Annotated in this window: 19 protein-coding genes; 8 read left to right on the top strand and 11 right to left on the bottom strand. The window is 72.0% G+C overall.

Features of this window, described 5'->3' with window-relative positions; all coding sequences use genetic code 11:
• Nucleotides 1–32: 32 nt before the first annotated feature.
• Nucleotides 33–1,079, top strand: a complete 1,047-nt coding sequence (locus R6U01_RS04030) for a glycosyltransferase (protein ID WP_410285177.1) — start codon at nt 33–35, stop codon at nt 1,077–1,079.
• Nucleotides 1,080–1,196: 117 nt separating this feature from the next.
• Here the strand turns inward: R6U01_RS04030 and R6U01_RS04025 are convergent, their stop codons facing one another.
• On the bottom strand, nt 1,197–1,829 hold the full coding sequence (locus R6U01_RS04025) for a halocyanin domain-containing protein (RefSeq protein WP_410285176.1): 633 nt from the start codon (nt 1,827–1,829) through the stop codon (nt 1,197–1,199).
• A 95-nt stretch (nt 1,830–1,924) separates the two neighbouring features.
• Between R6U01_RS04025 and R6U01_RS04020 the strand changes: the two genes are divergently transcribed.
• The 6 genes from R6U01_RS04020 (at nt 1,925) to R6U01_RS03995 (ending at nt 6,099) form a co-directional block, all read left to right on the top strand.
• Nucleotides 1,925–2,428, top strand: a complete 504-nt coding sequence (locus tag R6U01_RS04020; RefSeq protein WP_410285175.1) for a hypothetical protein — start codon at nt 1,925–1,927, stop codon at nt 2,426–2,428.
• 79 nt (nt 2,429–2,507) lie between these two features.
• On the top strand, nt 2,508–2,837 hold the full coding sequence (locus tag R6U01_RS04015) for a hypothetical protein (RefSeq protein WP_410285174.1): 330 nt from the start codon (nt 2,508–2,510) through the stop codon (nt 2,835–2,837).
• 78 nt (nt 2,838–2,915) lie between these two features.
• On the top strand, nt 2,916–3,854 hold the full coding sequence (mch, locus tag R6U01_RS04010; protein WP_410285173.1) for a methenyltetrahydromethanopterin cyclohydrolase: 939 nt from the start codon (nt 2,916–2,918) through the stop codon (nt 3,852–3,854).
• A gap of 38 nt (nt 3,855–3,892) precedes the next feature.
• Nucleotides 3,893–4,423 carry a hypothetical protein gene (locus R6U01_RS04005; RefSeq protein WP_410285172.1) on the top strand — a complete coding sequence of 177 codons (531 nt, stop codon included), beginning with the start codon at nt 3,893–3,895 and terminating at the stop codon, nt 4,421–4,423.
• A gap of 117 nt (nt 4,424–4,540) precedes the next feature.
• The gene (locus R6U01_RS04000; RefSeq protein ID WP_410285171.1) at nt 4,541–5,746 is read left to right on the top strand and encodes a potassium channel family protein; all 1,206 of its coding nucleotides are present in this window, start codon (nt 4,541–4,543) and stop codon (nt 5,744–5,746) included.
• Nucleotides 5,743–6,099, top strand: a complete 357-nt coding sequence (locus tag R6U01_RS03995; RefSeq protein ID WP_410285170.1) for a nuclear transport factor 2 family protein — start codon at nt 5,743–5,745, stop codon at nt 6,097–6,099. Before R6U01_RS04000 ends, R6U01_RS03995 begins: the two co-directional genes overlap by 4 nt.
• Before the next feature lie 13 nt (nt 6,100–6,112).
• Here R6U01_RS03995 and mfnA read toward each other — a convergent pair whose 3' ends face one another.
• From mfnA to R6U01_RS03970, 5 genes are all read right to left on the bottom strand, one after another.
• Nucleotides 6,113–7,180, bottom strand: coding sequence for a tyrosine decarboxylase MfnA (mfnA, locus tag R6U01_RS03990; protein WP_410285169.1), 1,068 nt, complete (start codon nt 7,178–7,180; stop codon nt 6,113–6,115).
• 103 nt (nt 7,181–7,283) lie between these two features.
• A complete protein-coding gene (gene ppsA / locus R6U01_RS03985) occupies nt 7,284–9,626 on the bottom strand; it encodes a phosphoenolpyruvate synthase (protein WP_410285168.1) in 2,343 nt (780 codons plus the stop codon).
• A gap of 366 nt (nt 9,627–9,992) precedes the next feature.
• Nucleotides 9,993–10,622, bottom strand: coding sequence for a hypothetical protein (locus R6U01_RS03980; RefSeq protein ID WP_410285167.1), 630 nt, complete (start codon nt 10,620–10,622; stop codon nt 9,993–9,995).
• A gap of 133 nt (nt 10,623–10,755) precedes the next feature.
• Nucleotides 10,756–11,433: a hypothetical protein gene (locus R6U01_RS03975; RefSeq protein ID WP_410285166.1), complete on the bottom strand. Its 678-nt coding sequence runs from the start codon at nt 11,431–11,433 to the stop codon at nt 10,756–10,758.
• The gene (locus R6U01_RS03970) at nt 11,430–12,197 is read right to left on the bottom strand and encodes an AAA family ATPase (RefSeq protein WP_410285165.1); all 768 of its coding nucleotides are present in this window, start codon (nt 12,195–12,197) and stop codon (nt 11,430–11,432) included. The genes R6U01_RS03975 and R6U01_RS03970 overlap by 4 nt, the downstream gene beginning before the upstream one ends.
• Before the next feature lie 163 nt (nt 12,198–12,360).
• Between R6U01_RS03970 and R6U01_RS03965 the strand changes: the two genes are divergently transcribed.
• Nucleotides 12,361–13,656, top strand: a complete 1,296-nt coding sequence (locus tag R6U01_RS03965) for an MBL fold metallo-hydrolase (RefSeq protein ID WP_410285164.1) — start codon at nt 12,361–12,363, stop codon at nt 13,654–13,656.
• Between the two features lie 97 nt (nt 13,657–13,753).
• Here the strand turns inward: R6U01_RS03965 and R6U01_RS03960 are convergent, their stop codons facing one another.
• The 5 genes from R6U01_RS03960 to R6U01_RS03940 all read right to left on the bottom strand — a co-directional run bounded on the left by R6U01_RS03960 (nt 13,754) and on the right by R6U01_RS03940 (nt 17,572).
• A complete protein-coding gene (locus R6U01_RS03960) occupies nt 13,754–14,038 on the bottom strand; it encodes a hypothetical protein (RefSeq protein ID WP_410285163.1) in 285 nt (94 codons plus the stop codon).
• 20 nt (nt 14,039–14,058) lie between these two features.
• Entirely contained in the window at nt 14,059–14,331 is a 273-nt protein-coding gene (locus R6U01_RS03955) for a hypothetical protein (RefSeq protein ID WP_410285162.1), read from the bottom strand.
• Nucleotides 14,332–14,471: 140 nt separating this feature from the next.
• Nucleotides 14,472–15,395, bottom strand: a complete 924-nt coding sequence (locus tag R6U01_RS03950) for an endonuclease V (RefSeq protein WP_410285161.1) — start codon at nt 15,393–15,395, stop codon at nt 14,472–14,474.
• Nucleotides 15,396–16,358, bottom strand: coding sequence for a rhomboid family intramembrane serine protease (locus R6U01_RS03945; protein WP_410285160.1), 963 nt, complete (start codon nt 16,356–16,358; stop codon nt 15,396–15,398).
• Between the two features lie 509 nt (nt 16,359–16,867).
• On the bottom strand, nt 16,868–17,572 hold the full coding sequence (locus R6U01_RS03940) for a type I 3-dehydroquinate dehydratase (protein ID WP_410285159.1): 705 nt from the start codon (nt 17,570–17,572) through the stop codon (nt 16,868–16,870).
• Between the last annotated feature and the right edge of the window lie 43 nt (nt 17,573–17,615).

The raw sequence follows: 17,615 nt of genomic DNA, 5'->3' as shown, positions 1-17,615 counted from the left end.
CTTTTTATCCGGTCCCGTCCTCCGGTCGGCGTATGCGCGTCGCGTTCGTCTCGCTTCTCGCTCCGGGCCACGGCGACGCGCCGGCCCGGACCCGAACGCGACGGGTCGCCCGCGGACTGGCCGACCGCGGCCACGAGGTCGTGTGGCTCTGCGCGCGCTGGTGGGGCGGCGACCACGACGTGTTCGAGGACGAGGGAATCGAGTACCGGTCGGTGACGGCCGACCCGTCGCCGACGGCGTTCGCCGCCAAGCTCCCGCTCGCGCTCCGCCGGGTGGGTCCCGACGTCGTCCACGCGGTCAACAGCCCTCCGACGCCGGGACTGGGCGCGACGGTCGCGGGGACGCTCGCGCGGACGCCGGTCGTCGTCGACTGGTGGCGCGACCACCCCGCGGACGCCGCCCGGCGCTATCGCCTCCTCGCCCGGGGCGCCGACGCGGTCACGACCCCCTCGCGGACGACCAAGACGCGGGTCCGCGAACACGGCGCCGACGGCGACGACGTGCGGGTCGTTCCCGAGAGCGTCGACTTCGACCTCGTCGAGTCGTCGGGCGTCGACGACCGGTTCGACGCGGTGTACGCGCGGCGGCTGGACCGCCACGCCAACGTCGAGGCGTTCCTGCTCGGGCTCGCGGAGCTCCGCGGGCGCGACTGGACCGCCGCCGTCGTCGGCGACGGCCCCGAGCGCGACCGGATCGAGGCGATCGCGAGCGACCTCCGGATCGACGACCGGGTGTCGTTCCTCGGCGACCTCCCGCGCCGGGAGCGCGTCGAGATTTTCAAAGGGACCCACGTCGTCGCCGCGACGGCGACGTGGGAGGCGTTCGCGACGGAGCTGCTGTGGGCGCTCGCGTGCGGTTGCGTCGCCCTCGTCGAGTACCAAGCGGACTCGAGCGCTCACGAGCTCGTCGAGGGGCGCGAACGCGGCCGCCTCGTCACGAGTCCGGCCGAGCTCGCGGACGAGTTCGTCGCCGTCGGCGACCTGCCCAGACGGACCGTCGGCCCAGACTTCGCGGAGTACGACCGCGGCCCGGTGGTAGACCGGTACGTCAGCGCGTACCGGGAGCTAATCGGCGAGTGAGTTGAAACGGGACGGCTCCGAGAAGAGGCACCGGACGGCTCCGAGAAGAGGCACCGGACGGCTCCGAGAACCGCGAGGACCCGTCGGCGACCGCCACGCCGACGGGACGGTTTCCGCCTACTCCTCCCGGGTGATCGTGCCGCCGTACTTCATGAAGACGAACGCCAGTCCGAGCGTGCTCACCATCGCGATGAACGTCGCGACGCCGAGCGCGCGGGCGCCCTGCGGGACGAAGACGGCGTTCGATCCGCCGCCGCCGCCGCCGCTCGACTCGGTCTCGATGTCCTCGCCGACGGCGATGCCGCCGTGCATCCCGACCGCGTCGTGGGGGACGCAGTGGTAGTGGGTGATGCCGACAGCGTCGTCGCCCAGCTCGACCTCGTAGGTCTCGCCCTCCTCGTCCACCGGGTCGCCGCTGTCCAGCTCGGCCGGGCCGTCGACCGTCACCACGTTGTGGCCGCCGCCGTTGCCCGTCCACTCCCACGTGACCGTCGTGCCCGTGTCCACCCACAGCAGCGTCGGGTCGAACGCGAGCCCGTCGTCGCCCGCGCCCACCTCGACGGTCACCTCGCTCTCGCCGCGGGCGTCCGCGTAGGAGCCGATGTTTCCGCCGCTGGCCTCGCTCGGCCAGGCCGGCTCTTCCTCCTGTGCCGCCGCGGTCCCCGCCGTCGCCGTGGCCGCCCCGGCGGCAGCGGTCGCGCCGCCCGCGGTCCGCATGAACGCGCGCCGGGTGACGTCGTCCGAACTCATACGCCACGCTTTGTGACGGGTTGTAGTGAATATGTTGATCCGATCGCGAGCGCCGCCGTCGACGGGCGTATAAAAGCAGCGCCCGTATCTCCGGTATGAGCTACCCGGTCACCTACTACTGTCCGCACTGCGGGACGCTCGTCGAACTCGAACGCGACGGCTACCTCGCGGACAAGGCGGTAACGCCGTATCCCCTCGAAGGGTGGACGTACGTCGCCCCCGCGGAGCCGTTCGAGGACGAAGACGGCGTCGACGGCGTCAGGTTCGTCTGCGGCGAGAGCGACGGCGTCGTCTGGGACCCCCACGACGGAGTGCGCGGGACGGACGTCGGCGGAGCGGTCGACGACGGCGGCGAGGATCACGACGCTGACGGCGCGAACGGCGCTGACGGTGTCGAGGACGACGCCGACGACCATCCCGGCTGCGGCGAGCCGTTCTACCTCTCGTTCGTCCGGTACGAGGAGGGGCGCGAGGTCGACCCGCGCGCCGAGAGCGACCTGGTCGAGATAGACCCCGATCCGCGGCCGAGCGGACCGCGAGGCCCGCACGGACCGAGCGGCGTCGGGGACGCCGACGGCTCGGACGGCGGGTTCTGGTAGGCCCTCACCGCGACCGCTCCGGGACCCGCCCGTCGCGACCGACCGTACTATTATCACCGCGACGCGCGACAGACCAGCCATGCCGGACACCAAGTCGGGCCGCGAGAACCAGGCGCGCGCGGATGAGCGTCGACGGATCGAGCGCGACATCTCGGAGGCCCGCGAGCGGGGCGACGAGTCGGAGCCGCCGGAGGAGGGTCCGCAGACGTGTTACCGACGCGACTGCGAGGAGCCCGCCGCGTTCGCGGTCACCGAGCGGTACCAGGAAGAAACCGGAAAGGGCGCCGTGGAGGCGACCGCGCTCCTCTGTGTGGACCACGCGGCCACGGAGGGGCCGGCCAATCTCGACAGCGCGTACGACGAGTACGTCTTCCGCGTGGAACCGCTCCCGAGCGGGGACGGCGACTGACCGGAGCGGGCGGCGGCGTCACTCGACGGGCGACGCCAACAGACAAACCCCTTAATGCGGGAGCGAGAAGGCCTCGGTATGGAAAGCATCAATCGCACCGCGATCGAGCTCGTCGACGAGGCGCTCGACTTCGCCGGCGAGCTCGACGTCGTCGGCTACGAGCTGGAGAACGGCGCCACCGTCGTCGACTTCGGAGTCGACGCCGCCGGCGGCGTCGAGGCGGGACTCCTGCTCGCCGAGATCCAGACCGCCGGCCTCGCGAACCTCCGCACCCGCATGGGCAAGGTGGCGGGCGCGCCGCGCCAGTACGTCGAGCTGTCGACGGACCACCCCTCGGTCGCGCTCCTCTGCTCGCAGAAGGCCGGCTGGGAGCTCGACTTCGAGTCCGGCTACGAGGGCCTCGGCTCCGGCCCCGCCCGCGCGCTCGTCGGGCAGGAGGCGGAGTTCGAGCGCGTCGGCTACTACGACTCCTCGGAGTTCGCCACGCTCGCGGTCGAGTCGACCGCGCTCCCGACCGAGGAGGTCGCCGAGCACGTCGCCGACCTCGCCGAGGTCGACCCCGAAGGCGTGTTCCTCCCGGCGTACGCGACCGGCTCGACCGCGGGCTCGGTCGCCACCGCGGCCCGCGCCGCGGAGCTCGCCGTCTTCCGCCTGTTGGAGCTCGGCTACGAGCCGACCGACGTGCTCCACGCGTCGGGCGCCGCGCCGATGGCGCCCGTGACCCGCGACGAGGACCTCGCGATGGGACGGACGAACGACGCCCTGGCCTACGGCGGCGAGGTCCACCTGCAGGTCGCGCGCGACGACGACCGCTTCGACCAGATCGTCTCGACCGCCCGCGAGGAGTACGGCACCCCCTTCGCCGAGGTGTTCGAGGCGGTCGACTGGGACTTCTACGAGGTCGACGAGCGCGTCTTCGCGCCCGCGCAGGTCACCGTCGACGTCGTCGACGGCCCCGTCTACACCGTCGGCGAGACGGACGAGGAGCTGCTCGCCGAGTCGTTCGACTACCGCTGACCGCGGTCCGAATCTCCCACTGACCTCACGAGGACCACGTGCGACTCAAACCCGTCCCCGACCCCCCGGCCGCCCTCGACGACCTCCGCGGGCTCCAGCGAGCGGTACCGCTCGTCCCGGGGAGCACCGACGACTGCTGCGCCCGCCTCCGCGACCGGTGTGACCTCCCCGACCGACGGAGTGCGAACGACTGGCTCGCGTTCCTCCGCGCGCTCGGGCTCGTCCGGGAGACCTCGCGCGGGTTCGTCAGAGCCGACGCCGAGCCGACCCCCGAGCTGGTGCGCGAGGGGCTCCGCGAGGGCGTCCTGCTCGTGCCCGAGGCGCTCGCGGCCCTGCGGGCGGCGACGCCGGCGGACCCGCTCACGCCCGACGCGCTGTTCGAGGCGACCCGCGAGGCGGTCCCGCGGCACGACCGCGCCCGCGACCCGGAGTGGGAGGCGACGTGGCGGGACCGGGCGGCCCGACTGCTGGCGTGGCTCGCGCTCGTCGACCTCGCGGAACGCGTCGACGGGGAGGACGACGGCGGTCCCGGGAATTCGGTCGCGTACGTCGCCGGCGACGCCGCCTGACACGGGACCGGCGCGGAGGCTGCCTGACACGGCACCCTCGCCGCAGCGGCCCGCGCCGAAAACCGGCGCGACTACCCCGTGACAAGCCTTTTACTCGGAGCCGGAGAGATCGTTCGCATGGGACGATTCGATCGGCGAGAGTCGCCGCTCTCGGTTCGGTACGAACCGACGAGCGTGAAGGACCTGCTCGTGGAGATGAAAGACACCGCCGAGCTGCTGATCGACCTGTCGTACTCGGCGGTGCTCCACGGGAGCCCGACGATCGCCCGCGAAGTCGTCGAGCTCGAGCACCGGATGGACGTCCTGCAGATGCGCGCGCGGATGAGCCTCATGCTCGCGGCGCGGAGCCCCGACGAGGCCGAGACGCTGGCGCCGGTGCTCGGCGTGATCGGTGCGGCCGACAAGATCTCCGACGCCGCGGGCGACATCGCGAAGATCGTCACCGAGGAGATCGGCCTCCCCGACGCGATGCGGGGGGCGCTGACCGAGGGCGTCGAGACGCTCGTCCGCGGGACCGTCGCGACGGAGTCCGGCTACGCCGGTCGCACGCTGAAGGACATCGACCTGGAGTCGAAGACGGGAGTCAGGGTCATCGCGATCCGGCGCGACGACGACTGGATCTTCAATCCGGGGCCGAACACCCGGCTCGAGGCCGGCGACGTGACGCTCCTGCGCGGCCCGGAGACGGGGGTCGCCGAGGCGTACCCCGAGCTGGCCAGCGAGCCGTTCGATCCCGACGAGCCGGACGAGCCCGCGATCGACGACCTGGAGCGCGCGGTCGACTCGATCGTGTTGATGAAGAACCTCTCAGAGCTCGCGGTCGACCTGGCGTACGGCTCGATCCTGTTCGACAACGAGGAGCTCGCCGAGGAGGTCCGGAACCTGGAGATCGAGGTCGACTCGCTCCAGTCGCGGTTCGAGGCGTGGACCCTCCGCGCGGCGCGGGAGGCGGAGGACCCCGTCTCGCTCCGCGGACTGATCCACCTCGGCGTCGCCACCGAGGAGATCTCGGACGCCGCCGTGAAGATCACCGAGGGCGTCACGCGGAACCTCGGCGTCCACCCCGTCGTGGAGATGGCGGTCCAGGAGTCGGACGAGATCATCACGCGGACCGTGATCCGGGAGGGGAGCGACCTCGCGGGCACGAACGTCGAAAACGGGATCCCGACGACCGACGTCTCGACCAGCGTGATCGCGATCCGCCGCCCCGAGGAGGGGTGGCTGATCGGTCACGACATCGACACCGTCCTCCGCGCCGGCGACGCCGTGATCGCGAAGGGGACCCGCACCTCCGCCGAGGAGTTCGAGGCGCTGGCGTCGTGACTGCTCCGTCGACCGCGGACCGCGCGGCGCTCGCCCGCGCCTACTACGACGCGCTCGACGCCGGCGACTACGAGCGGCTCCGCGGGCTGCTCGACCCGGACTTCGTCCAGCGCCGTCCGGACCGCACCTTCGAGGGGCGCGACCGCTTCGTGGCGTTCATGCGCGACGAGCGACCGATGACGGACACGACCCACCTCGTCGACGCGGTGTACCCGAAGGGCCCGGGCGTCGCGGTCCGCGGCCGGCTGCTGGACGCCGACGGCGACGAGGTGTTCGCGTTCGTCGACGTCTTCGACGTGGCGGGCGGGCGGCTCGCCGCGCTGGAGACGTACGCCGCCGGCGACGGGGAGTGAGTCGAATCCGGACTCACCCCCGAATCCGGTCGAGGTCGGCGACGAACGCCCGGAGCGCGTCCCGGGTCACGTGCGGCATGCAGACGACGCGGAGCTCGCCCGCCGCCGTCCGCGACACCTTCCAGCCGGCGTCCCGGAGCGCGTCGAACTCGGACTCGGGGAGCGCCGCGGCGACGAGCGGGAGCGTCGGCTCGACGACGTCGTACCCGCGCTCCGCGAGGGCGTCAGTGAGCCACGCGGCGTTCTCGGCCGCGCGCTCGGCCGTCTCGCGGTAGCCGTCCGGCCACAGCGCCTCCATCGCGGCGACCGACCCGGCGACGCCGGCGCCGCTCCGCGTGCCCGTCAGGGTCGCCTGCGACCGGGTCTCTAGGTAGGGCGTGTCGACCGCGAGCGCGTCGAGCGCGGCGGCGTCGCGGGCGAGGAGCCCGCCGGCGGGCACGGGCGCCTGTCCGAACTTGTGGGGGTCGATCGTCAGCGTGTCGATCGGCGCGTCGCCGAACGACCACGCGCGGTCCGCGAACGGGAGCACGAACCCGCCCCACGCCGCGTCGACGTGCATCAGCGCGCCGGCGTCGTGGGCGATCTCGGTCAGCGTCGGGATCGGGTCCACGCGCCCGTACTCCGTGCTGCCGGCGACGCCGACGACCAGCGCGGTGGCGTCGTCGACCGCGGCCGCCACCGCGTCGGTCCGCGTCCGGTGGTCGCCGTCGACCGGGACCGTCCGGAGCTCGACGCCGAGCACCTCGGCGGCCTTGTGAAAGGAGAAGTGGCCGCTCTCGGGGACGACGACGTTCACGTCGCTCGCGTCGTGGCGGTTTCGGGCGGAGCGGACCGCCTGCACGTTCGCCTCGGTCCCGCCGGAGGTGACGTAGCCGGCCGCGTCGGTCGGCCTCGGGTGGTCCGCGAGCGTCGCGAGCAGTTCGATCGCGCGCTCCTCCAGGGACGCGACCGCCTCGTAGGTGGCCGGGTCGCCGGGGTTCGTCGCGAGGTAGCGCTCGGCCGCCTCCCGCGCCGCGGGGTGCGGCTCGGTGCACATCGAGGAGAGCACCCTGTCGAACGACTGCGGCTCGGGCTGCTGCATTCGGAAACTCGTTACCGCGAAGCGTCTTACCCGTTCCGCTCTCCGGTCTCGCGATCGCACGGAGGGAGACCGTAGCTCGCGACCGCGGAGGAGGTCGACGTCGTCAGCGGACCGAGTCGAGGAGGAGCCGCTGTTCGGTCCGTTTCACCTCGTGTTGCACGTCGCGGACGGCGTCGATGTTCGCCGAGATCGACGAGACTCCCTCGTTGACGAGGAACTCGACCATCTCCGTCTTCGACCCGGCCTGCCCGCAGATGCTCGTGTCGACGCCGAGCTCGCGGCACGTCTCGATGGTGTCGCCGATAAGCCGGAGCACGGCGGGATGAAGCTCGTCGAACCGGTCCGCGACGTGCTCGTTGTTGCGGTCGACCGCCAGGGTGTACTGCGTGAGGTCGTTCGTGCCGAACGAGGCGAAGTCGATACCGGCGGCCGCCAGGTCCTCGATTTGGAGCGCGCTCGCCGGCGTCTCGATCATCACGCCCCAGCGGCGCGTCTCGGGGTCGATGCCGGCCTCCCGCATGTGGCCTTTCACGCCCTCGACGTCTGTCGCGTCGTTCACCAGCGGGAACATCACCTCCAGGTTGTCGTACCCCATGTCGAAGAGGCGCGCGAACGCCGCGAGCTCCTGCCGGAACGGGTCGGGCTTGTCGAGGCTGCGGCGGATCCCGCGCCAGCCGAGCATCGGGTTGTGCTCGTTCGGTTCGCCCCCGCCGCCCTCCAGCTCGCGGAACTCGTCCGTGGGCGCGTCGATGGTGCGCACGCGGACCGGTCGCGGGTAGAACTCGTCGGCGACGCGGCGGACGCCCTCGATCAGCTCGTCCTGATACGCGCGGGCGCCGTGGTCGTTGATGTACTTCTCGGGCGTCTTCCCGAGCGAGAGCACCATGTGTTCGATCCGGAGGAGCCCGACCCCGTCAGCCCCCGTCGCGGCGGCGCGCTCGGCCGCCTCCGGAATCGAGACGTTCACCTTCACCTCCGTGGCCGTCATCGGCTTCACCGGCGTCTCGGGGCGTGCCGCCTCGACCGGCTCGAACTCCTCGCCGGGTTCGGCCTCCTCGTCGACCCCGGCGCGGACGGTGCCCTTGTCGCCGTCGAGGGTGACCCGCCGGTCGTCCTCGAGGACTCGCGTCCCGTTCCCGGTCCCGACGACCGCCGGGACGCCGAGTTCGCGGGAGATGATCGCGGCGTGGCTCGTCATTCCCCCCTCGTCGGTGACGATCCCGGCGGCGCGCTTCATCGCCGGAACCATGTCCGGCATCGTCATCTCCGTCACCATCACGTCGCCCTCCTGAACCTGATCGAGGTGGTCGAGCTTGTGGACGAGCCGGACCGCGCCGGAGACGACGCCCGGACTCGCGCCGAGGCCGTCGACGAGGACGTCCTCCTCGTCTCCCCCGTCGCCGCCGTTGGCGACGCCGGTCTGCGTCGACACCCCGTCTCCGGCGGCGGTCGTGGCGTCGTCGCCGGGGTCGGCCTCGTTCGCGCTCCCTTCGCCCTCCTGAATCGTCGTGATCGGGCGCGACTGGAGCATGTATATCTCCCCCTCGTGGATCGCCCACTCGACGTCTTGGGGGGTCCCGTAGTGGTCCTCGACGCGCTCGCCGAGCGCGACCAGCGCTTCGATCTCCTCGTCGGAGAGGACGCGCGCGGTGCGGCGCTCCTCCTCGACGTCGAGTTGGACGGTCTCGCCGGTCTCGGGGTCCTTCACCATCTCCACCTTCTTGTCCGCGAGCGTCACCTCGTCGACCTCACCGCGTCCGCGGTCGTAGACGTAGTTGTCGGGCGAGACCGTGCCGGAGACGACCGCCTCGCCGAGGCCCCACGCGGCCTCGATGGTGATCTGCGGGTCGCCGGTCGACGGGTGGCTCGTGAACATCACGCCGGACTTCTCGGCGTCGACCATCCGCTGGACGACGACCGCGATGTCGACGTCCGCGTGCGGGAACCCCCGCTGCTGCCGGTAGTAGATCGCTCGCTGCGTGAAGAGCGAGGCCCAGCACTCCTTCACTCGCCGCAGGAGGTCGTCCTCGCGGACGTTGAGGAACGTCTCCTGCTGGCCGGCGAACGAGGAGTCGGGGAGGTCCTCCGCGGTCGCGGACGAGCGCACGGCGACGAACGCCTCGTCGCCCTCGCCGCCCATCGAGCGGTACAGCTCGAGGATCTCCTCGCGGACCTCGTCGGGGAACGGCGTCTCGAGGATGAGCTCCTCCGCCCGCTCCTCGGCGGCGCGGAGCGCGGCGGAGTCTTCGGGGTCGACGTCGACGGCCGAGAACAGCTCCTCGTCGATCCCCGCCTCCTCGATGAAGGTGCGGTACGTGCCGGCGGTGACGGCGAACCCCGGGGGAACCGGGAGTCCGGCACCGATGAGTTCACCGAGCGAAGCCGCCTTCCCGCCGACGGTTCCAACGTCGCCGGCGTCGACGTCCTCCAGCCAGAGTACTGCCATTCGTGTATTCGGAGGATCCGCGAGCCAGCCTATGAAGCTTCCGGCCGCCACACCGGTGAATAAAAGATTACTCAGAGCCGAGTTATGGGTCGGCGACCAGTATCCGTCAGGCGTGCGCGGGGGCGGGGAATGTCAAACCGGTCGCGCACGGAGAGGAACCGATCGCGCACGAAGAGGACCAACCGGTCGTGCGCGGCGAGGAACGCGACGAGCGGGCGGAGAGAGGGCCGAAGTGCGGAGAGCGACGAACCGTCGGCTGGTCCGTACCCCCTCCTACGGTCATCCCTCGTCTATACTTACCTGCGGACAGTGGATTCCGGTCCGGTAACGTGTTACAGGTGTTGTAACAGCTATCGAGCCGACCGCTCACGCGTCGGAGAGTCGCTCTCGTTCGGCCCGGAGGAGGCGCTCCCAGAGGTCGAACAGCCGGCTGTTCAGGCCGTACCGGTCGTTCACCCGCCGGACCCACGCGTCGTCTGCGAACAGGAGGCGCTGGAACCGACGGACGGGCGGCGAGAGCGACTCCCGGTCGCCGCCGTAGAACGACAGCGACTCCCTGCGGGTCCGCTCGACGAGGTCGGCGGGCACGTCGATCCCGTCGGCCGCCGCGGCGTGAACGAACCACTCGATGTGCAACAGCGCGTCGGCCAAGAGGAAGCGGTCGCGGAACCCCGAGACGCCGGCGAGCGCCGGGCGACCGTCGATGGTCACGTCTCGGGGACGGGAGAATCGCGGGGCCGTCACCGTCACGTTGGCCGTCCCAGCGACCGTCGCGGCGACGCGGCGGAGGCGCCAGTCCCCGTAGCGCACCGGGGCGAGCAGCGCGAGCTCGTACCACGTCGGCAGCCACTCGCAGTACGGTTCGGAGAAGGCGCCGTCGGCGAGCAGCGTCGCCGCCACCGACCGCGCCTCCGGCGGCGGCAGCGCCGTGTGGTCGGTCCGGAGCCGGTCGGCGACTCGGGCGCCGTCGATCGCGTCGACTCCCCCGAAGCCCATGCCCTCGGCGACGTGCCGGGTGTACGCGCGGCTCGTCGCGTACCAGTCGGCGAAGTCGGCGGGCGTCGTCAGACGGAGGAGTCGGAGGACCGTGATGAGTCCGATACGCCCGCGAGCGACAAAACCGCTCTGCTCACTGCCCCGGGCCGGGAACGCCGTCGGTCTCGGGGTCGACCTCGCCGTCGGCGTCGTCCGCGAGCGCCGCGTCGAGCCCCCACTCGTCGGCGCGCTCGGCCGCCTCCGCGCGGGCCTGTTCTCGGATCGCCTCGATTCGGTCGTCGTCCGCGAGAAACGCCGCGACGGCGTCGGCGTCGTCCGCCTCCGGGTCGGCCAGCCGTTCGTCGGGCGCCGCCTCGCGAGTGCGGTCGGCGAGCGTCGGGTCGTCCGCGAGTTCGGTCGCCGCCGCGCCCGGTGCGACGCGGAGCGCCTCCTCCTCGTGGGCGGCCGCGAGGCCCTCGTCGTCGACCGCGTACAGCTCGACCCGGTAGGGGCCGGGCACCGCGAGCTCCGCGAGCGCGTCCGGTCCGCCGCTGTCGCTCACCGTGTTGTACGCGAGCACGGGAACCCCGTCCGCGAACGTGAGGACGCCGCGCGCGTCCCCCTCCAGCAGGAGCGTCTCCTGCGGGACGAGCGTCGCGTAGCCGGTCAGTTCGCGGTCGAGCGCCCGCGAGAGCGTCGTGGCCACGTCGGAGACGACCCGCGAGCGCAGGAGCGTGCCGCGGGGGATCCGGAGCTCCGGGGCGTCCCTGGGCGCGGTTCCGTCGGACCCGGACTCCCTCGCTCCGTTCCGTCCGTCTGCGGAGTCCGTCATGGCGTGTCGGGGACGACCGCGCTCCGGAAGCGGTCCGCCACCGCGCCGCCGTCGCCGTCGCGCACGTCGAGCCGAGCTGCCGCCCGCCGGTAGCGGGCCGCCGCGTCGCTCTCCGGCGCGTGCGCCAGGAGGGGCTTCCCGGCGCGGCGCGCGTCCCGGACCACGTCGCTGTCGGGGACGCGCGCGAGCACCGACCCGCCGAAGTGACGCTCGGCCTGTTCGGCCACGTCCGCGGCGTCGGTTCGGACCTTGTTGAAGAGGACGCCGGCGGTCTCCGTGCCGTACGACCGGGCGTACTCCTGGACCTTCAGCCCGTCCGAGAGCGCGGGGATCGTCGGCTCGACGACGACGACGACGCGGTCCGCGAGAACGACCGGCAGGACGGCCGACTTCGAGCCGAGCGCGGCCGGCGAGTCGAGCAGGAGCACGTCGGTGTCGCTCGCGAGCTCGGCGACCACGTCGCGGAGCCGACCCGGCTCGGCCGCCTCGAAGCCCGCGAGCGACGTGCCGCAGGGCACCACGGAGAGCCCGAAACGGTCGTACGTCGCCTCGGCGACGTCCGTCGCGGTCCCCTCGACGAGCAGGTCGTGAAGGGTGACCGTCGCGTCGTCGAGCCCGGTGTGAAAGAGGAGGTTCGCCATCCCGGTGTCGGCGTCGACGACGGTGACGTCGTGCTCGTCGGCCAGCGCCATCCCGAGCGCGAGCGTGCTCGTCGTCTTGCCCGTGCCGCCCTTCCCGCTGGCGACCGCGAACGCCTCGACCATGCGCCCATCTGTCCGGCCGTTCGGCTAAAACCTGTCCATCGCGGGCGGGAGAGGATCCGCGAACGCGGTCCGGCTCCCGCCCCGAACGCGGTCCGGCTCCCGCCCCGAACGCGGTCCGACTCCCACCACACAGCGTTTTGCCGTTCGGCGCCTACCGTGGGGCATGCCAACCGTCATCGACGCGGACGCGTTCCGCGACAGGATCGACGAGCGCCGACGGGGCGAGCGGTCGTTCGCCCTCGTCGACACGCGGCCCCGCGAGAGCTACGAGAGCTGGCGGATCGCCGACTCGATCCACTACTTCTACAAGCCGTTCCACGAGTTCGATATCGACGACTTCGAGGCCCAGACCGGCCTCGACGCGGACGACGCGATCGTCACGGCCTGCGCGAAGGGGAAGGCCTCGCTCGACTTCGCCGAGGAGCTCGAGGCGGCGGGCTACGACGACGTCACCGTCGTGGCCGAAGGGATGCGCGGCTGGTCGGGCGTGTACGACCGGACCGCGGTGCCCCTCCCCGACGCGGGCGACGAGCCGCTCGACGTCGTCCAGATCCAGCGGCGCGCGAAGGGGTGCCTCGGGTACCTCGTGGTGGGCGGTCAGGCCGCCGAAGCGGAGCCCGACGACTCCGACCGCGTCGCCGTCGCCGATTCCGACGGCTCCGACCGCGTCGCCGTCGCCGTCGACGTCTCCAGACACGGCGACGAGTGGCGGGAGGCCGCCAACGCGCACGACGCGTCGATCGCGGCGGTCCTCGACACGCACGTCCACGCCGACCACCTCTCCGGCGGCCGGACGCTCGCAGACGAGCTCGGCGTGCCCTACTACCTCCCGGCGGCGGCCGCCGAGCGCGACGTGGCCTACGCGTTCGAGCCCATCGCGCGCAACGATACGCTCGGCGTCGGCGGCGTCGACCTGAAGGCGCTCGCGACCCCCGGCCACACAGACGACGGGGCGAGCTACCTCGTCGGGCGGTCGGCGGTCCTCACCGGCGACACGCTCTTCACCGACAGCGTCGGCCGGACGGAACTGCAGTTCGCGGCGGGCGGCGAGGAGGAGGGTGGCGACGATAGCGAGACCGTCGGCGCGGCGACCGGCGCCGAGCGGCTCTACGACTCGCTCCACGGGACCCTGCTCGCGGAGCCCGACGACGTCGTCGTCTGTCCCGGTCACTTCGCGGTCGCGAACGACGGGACGACCGGCGACGTCGTGCCCGGCGAGCCGGTGACGACGACGGTGGGCGCGGCTCGCCGGGGGCTCGACGTGCTCGGCCTCGACCGCGAGGCGTTCGTGGACCGGATCACGGCGACGCTACCGGAGAAACCGCCGAACTACGAGCGCGTCATCGCGGCCAACCGGGGCGTCGAGTCGCCGCCGGACGAGACCGCGGCGATCGAGTTAGAGCTGGGTCCGAACCGGTGCGCCGCCGACGCGGGCGGCGAGTCGACGGCGGACGACTGAACCGCCGGTCGTCGGGAGCGGCTCGCCGGGTGCGTTCGCTCCGCTCGGAACCGAGACGTGCGCTTCGAGTCGAGCGCTCCGAGTCGAGCGCCGTCGCTCAGTCGCCGTCCGTCCGATTCGCGATGCGGTTCGCGAGCTCTCGCGCGGCGGCGACGTGGTCGTCGGCCGCCGCGTCGCCGGTCCCGTCGACCTCCGCGAGCAGCGTTCGGATCTCTCCGGCTCGCCTGACGACGGTCGCCTCGTCGACCCCGCCGCCGGCGATCTCCGCGGCCAGCGCCTGCGCCTCCCCGAGTCGCCAGCCGGCCGCTCGCTCCACGGGGCGCTCCTCGGTGGCCGCGAGGTGCTCGTGTAGCGCCGCGACCGGATCGAACTCGTCGGTCACTGTCCTCTCATCCTCATCCGTCACTCGTCGTGGATGAACACGAGCCGCTTCGTCTCGGTGTTACACAGGCAGAGGTCGATCCCGTCGCGGGTCGCGCCGATCTGCTGCCAGCCGTGGTCGCTGACGAACAGCGTCTGGAACACGCCGCGGTCGCAGTCGGGGTTCGGGCAGCCGACGCCGGCGGCGTTCTTGTAAACGGTCGTCCCCCCCCCGGAGCTCTGACGCACCAGGCCGTCGCGCAGCGAGCGGAACTCCTCGGCAGACATCGGTCCGTCCGTCTCCTCGTCTCCCATGGATTCGCGTTCGCGGGCCAGCCTATATAATCCGACGGTCCGTGACAATTCGTGGCACGGTCGTCCGAGCCGGCGCGCCGGCGCTCCGGTCGCCCTCCCGATCCGGTTACCCCGGTGATCCGGTCCCTCTCCCGATCCGACTATCCGCGCCGTCGCTTCACGGCGTCCGCGTACGCGTCCGCGAGCCGGGTCGGCTCGGGCAGCTTGTACCCCGCGCACAGCGCCTCGACCAGGTCGACTGTCGTCTCGGCAGAGACCCGGTGGCCGGGGCTCACGTACAGGGGGTTCACGCGGCGGCTGGTCGGGTACTGCCGCGACTGGTAGGCGTAGCCGATGACGGTCCGGTCGGTCGGGTCCGCCGTCTCCACGGACTCGTCGGCTCGGATCGGCGTCCGCCACCCCTCGGGTCGCCCGTCGGTCGACCCGTCCGGTTCGCCGCACAGCAGGCGCTTCGCGACGCCGACGCTCGGCACGTCCAACAGGACGCCGACGTGGGTCGCGATGCCGGCCTCCCGGAAGTGGATCCGACCGGAGCCGTCACAGACCAGCAGGTCCGGCTCGGCGTCCAGCGCGTCGAGCGCGGCCAGCATCGGCTCCCCCTCGCGGAACGCGAGGAGGCCCGGAACGTACGGAATCGAGAGCGGCGTGACAGCGCTCGCGTACTCGATCACGACGCCCCCCCGGATCGCGACCGCCGCGGAGACGGCCCGTTCCTCCCCGTCGTCGGGCGTCAGGAACGCCTGATCGACGCCGACGACGACGGGCGCCTCCGGGTCCGGTCCGACCGACAGGTCCGGATCGATCCGCGACTGCGATCCGGGGTCGCCCGCGTTCGGACTGGCGGGCGGGAGGCCGTCAGCGAGGTCGAACGGCTCCTCGATCGCCACCGCGGCGGGGTCGAGGTCGTGGTCGTCCGCGAACGTCGCCGTCGCGGCCAGCTCGCGCTGGCGCGACTCCATCTCTCCCCGCGAAAGCGCGGGGTCCGGGAGGAACTCCGGGTGCGCGACGGCGTCCGGACCGACCGGCGAACCCGACGGGGTCGGCGACGAATCCGGCGGTGACATTTAAAAGCGCCCGCCGGGGCCGCCCGGCCCGCCCGGACCGCGCGGGCCGCGCACGCCGCCCATGTTCATCCCGCCGGGACCGCCCGCGGTCCGCGCGAGGCTCTCGTTGCGCTTCCCGAACGCGAGCCCGATCGCGAAGCCGATCAGGTGCGCGAGGTGCGCGATGCCGCCGACGCCGCCCGTGCCGCTCTGGATCACGAGTACCGCCGAGACGAGCGCGATTCCCCACGTGAGGTACTTGATCTTCATCGGGACGATGAAAAAGAGGAGTACCTGCATGTTCGGGCGCCACACGGTGAGCACGCCGAGGATCGCGAAGCCGGCGCCGCTGGCCCCGACCACGCCGGTCGTCGGCGCGCCCGTCGCGATCGCGAACAGGACGTGGCCGAGGCCCGCGAGGATCCCCGCGCCGAAGAAGAACGCCACGAAGCGTCTGGATCCGACCGCGCGCTCGACGAGCGGGCCGAAGAACAAAATCACGATGCTGTTACCGATGATGTGGAACAGCTGGAGCCGGGAGTGCGACAGCACCGAGGTCACCCACGTCCAGACGCGCCCGATCGCGTCCGACCGGAGGACGAAGATCTGGCTGTGGGCGGCGTCGCCGAGGGTGAGCGTCACGACCCACTGCGCGAGGAAGGTGATCCACATCGCCGCCAACAGGGCGTACGTCGCGTTCCCGCGGAAGTAGCTCACGAGCCCGCCCGTGCTCGTCTCGCGGTCGACGCGGCGCTTGACGCGCTCCGTGACGCCCGCGGACTCCCCGTCCGAACCGCCGGACCCGCCGGCCTGGACGCTCTCGTCGAAGCCGCTGTCGAACACGCCGCCCGGGTCGTTCCACTCGGCGAGCCCCGGGCAGTCGTGGTTCTCCGGCAGACGGTGCTCGGCGCAGAACGTCTGGCCGCACCGCTTACACTGGTACGGGAGGTTCTCGTACTCCCCACACACGTCGCACGTCGCCATTACCTGTCCTTACGGGGGCGCTCCTAAAGCGGTTTGGCTCTCAGACGTGGCGGGCGGGAAAACGGTTCGTGAGCAGGACGGCTATTTATCAGTACGAAAACGGGTTTCACCCGAGAACACCGACGTAGTACCGACTGTTGGTATGTAGGTCGTTGCTGACACGGTGGACACCTCCAAAGCCCCAGCCACTCGTTTATACATCGCTGCCGTCGGTGATTCGCGAAACACCTCCAAAGCCCCAGCCGCGAGGGCTCGCGCGACTCGCTGCGCTCCTCGTTCGCTCGTTTCACTCGCTCTCTGCGGTGCTTACGTCGTCGTGCTTCGCCCTCGCGGCTGCTCCTTTGAGTCCCACCCCGACCGCACAGCACCGCACCTCACACCGCCCTACCCTCGGCGGACGGCCCGGCGCGGGCAGAGCCGAGCCGGACCGCCGCCTCCCTCGCGCGTGCTCCTCGCGCCCGAAGGGCGCTCGGAGGCACGCGCCGCCGCACCGTTTGTTTATAAATAGATCACGCGTCCGCCCCACCGTCTCGCAGTCCGTCTACCAACCGGCGGAGCGTCGCGAGCGGGTACTGGCCGGGCGCGGTCGCGTCCGCGGAGTCGACGGGCGCGTAGCCGATCTTCGAACCGTAGATCGGGGTGACCGCACGGGTGTGGCGGCCGGGCTCGCCCATGCACATCGTCGCGACGCGGTGGCCGGCGGCGGTCGCCTCGTGGGTCGCCTCGATCATCGCGAGCGCGTCCGCTGGCGCGGCCGCGGTCGTCGCCAGCTTCCCCACGTCGCCCTCGCCCGCCGCGTCGGTGAGGAGGTCGACGAGCGCGCCCGGCTCCGGCGTCGACTCGAAGTCGTGGACAGAGACGACCACGTCGACGTCCTCCTCGCGAGCCGTGTCGCGGAGCGCGGTCGCGTGCGACCGCTCGCCCTCGGGCGCGTTCCCGCGGAGGGCGGCGAGCTCGACGTCGACCGCGGCGACCGCGGCGTGCCCGATCGCGGTCGAGAGCGCGTCGTACCTCCCCAAGTCCTCGGCCTCGCCGCCCTCCCACGACGCGCGGTTCGTGACGAGCAGCGGGAGTTCGCCGTCGTACGCGTCGAGCTGGACGAGCGGGGAGTTTGCGAGGTCCATCCGGAACTCCACGGCGTCGGCGTGCTCGCGGGCGCGCGGCTCCTCCGAGAGGTCGGCCGTGCTCGCGGTCAGGACGAACTCCTCGAACATACGCGGGCGTTCCGCGGCCGGGGACTTAGCTGTGTGCGTCCGA

It is taken from the genome of Halorubrum sp. (assembly GCF_046498025.1).
Classification (GTDB): Archaea; Halobacteriota; Halobacteria; order Halobacteriales; family Haloferacaceae; genus Halorubrum.
The sequence above is the reverse complement of the archived record's forward strand: the minus strand, read 5'-3'. Positions and strand labels throughout refer to the sequence as shown.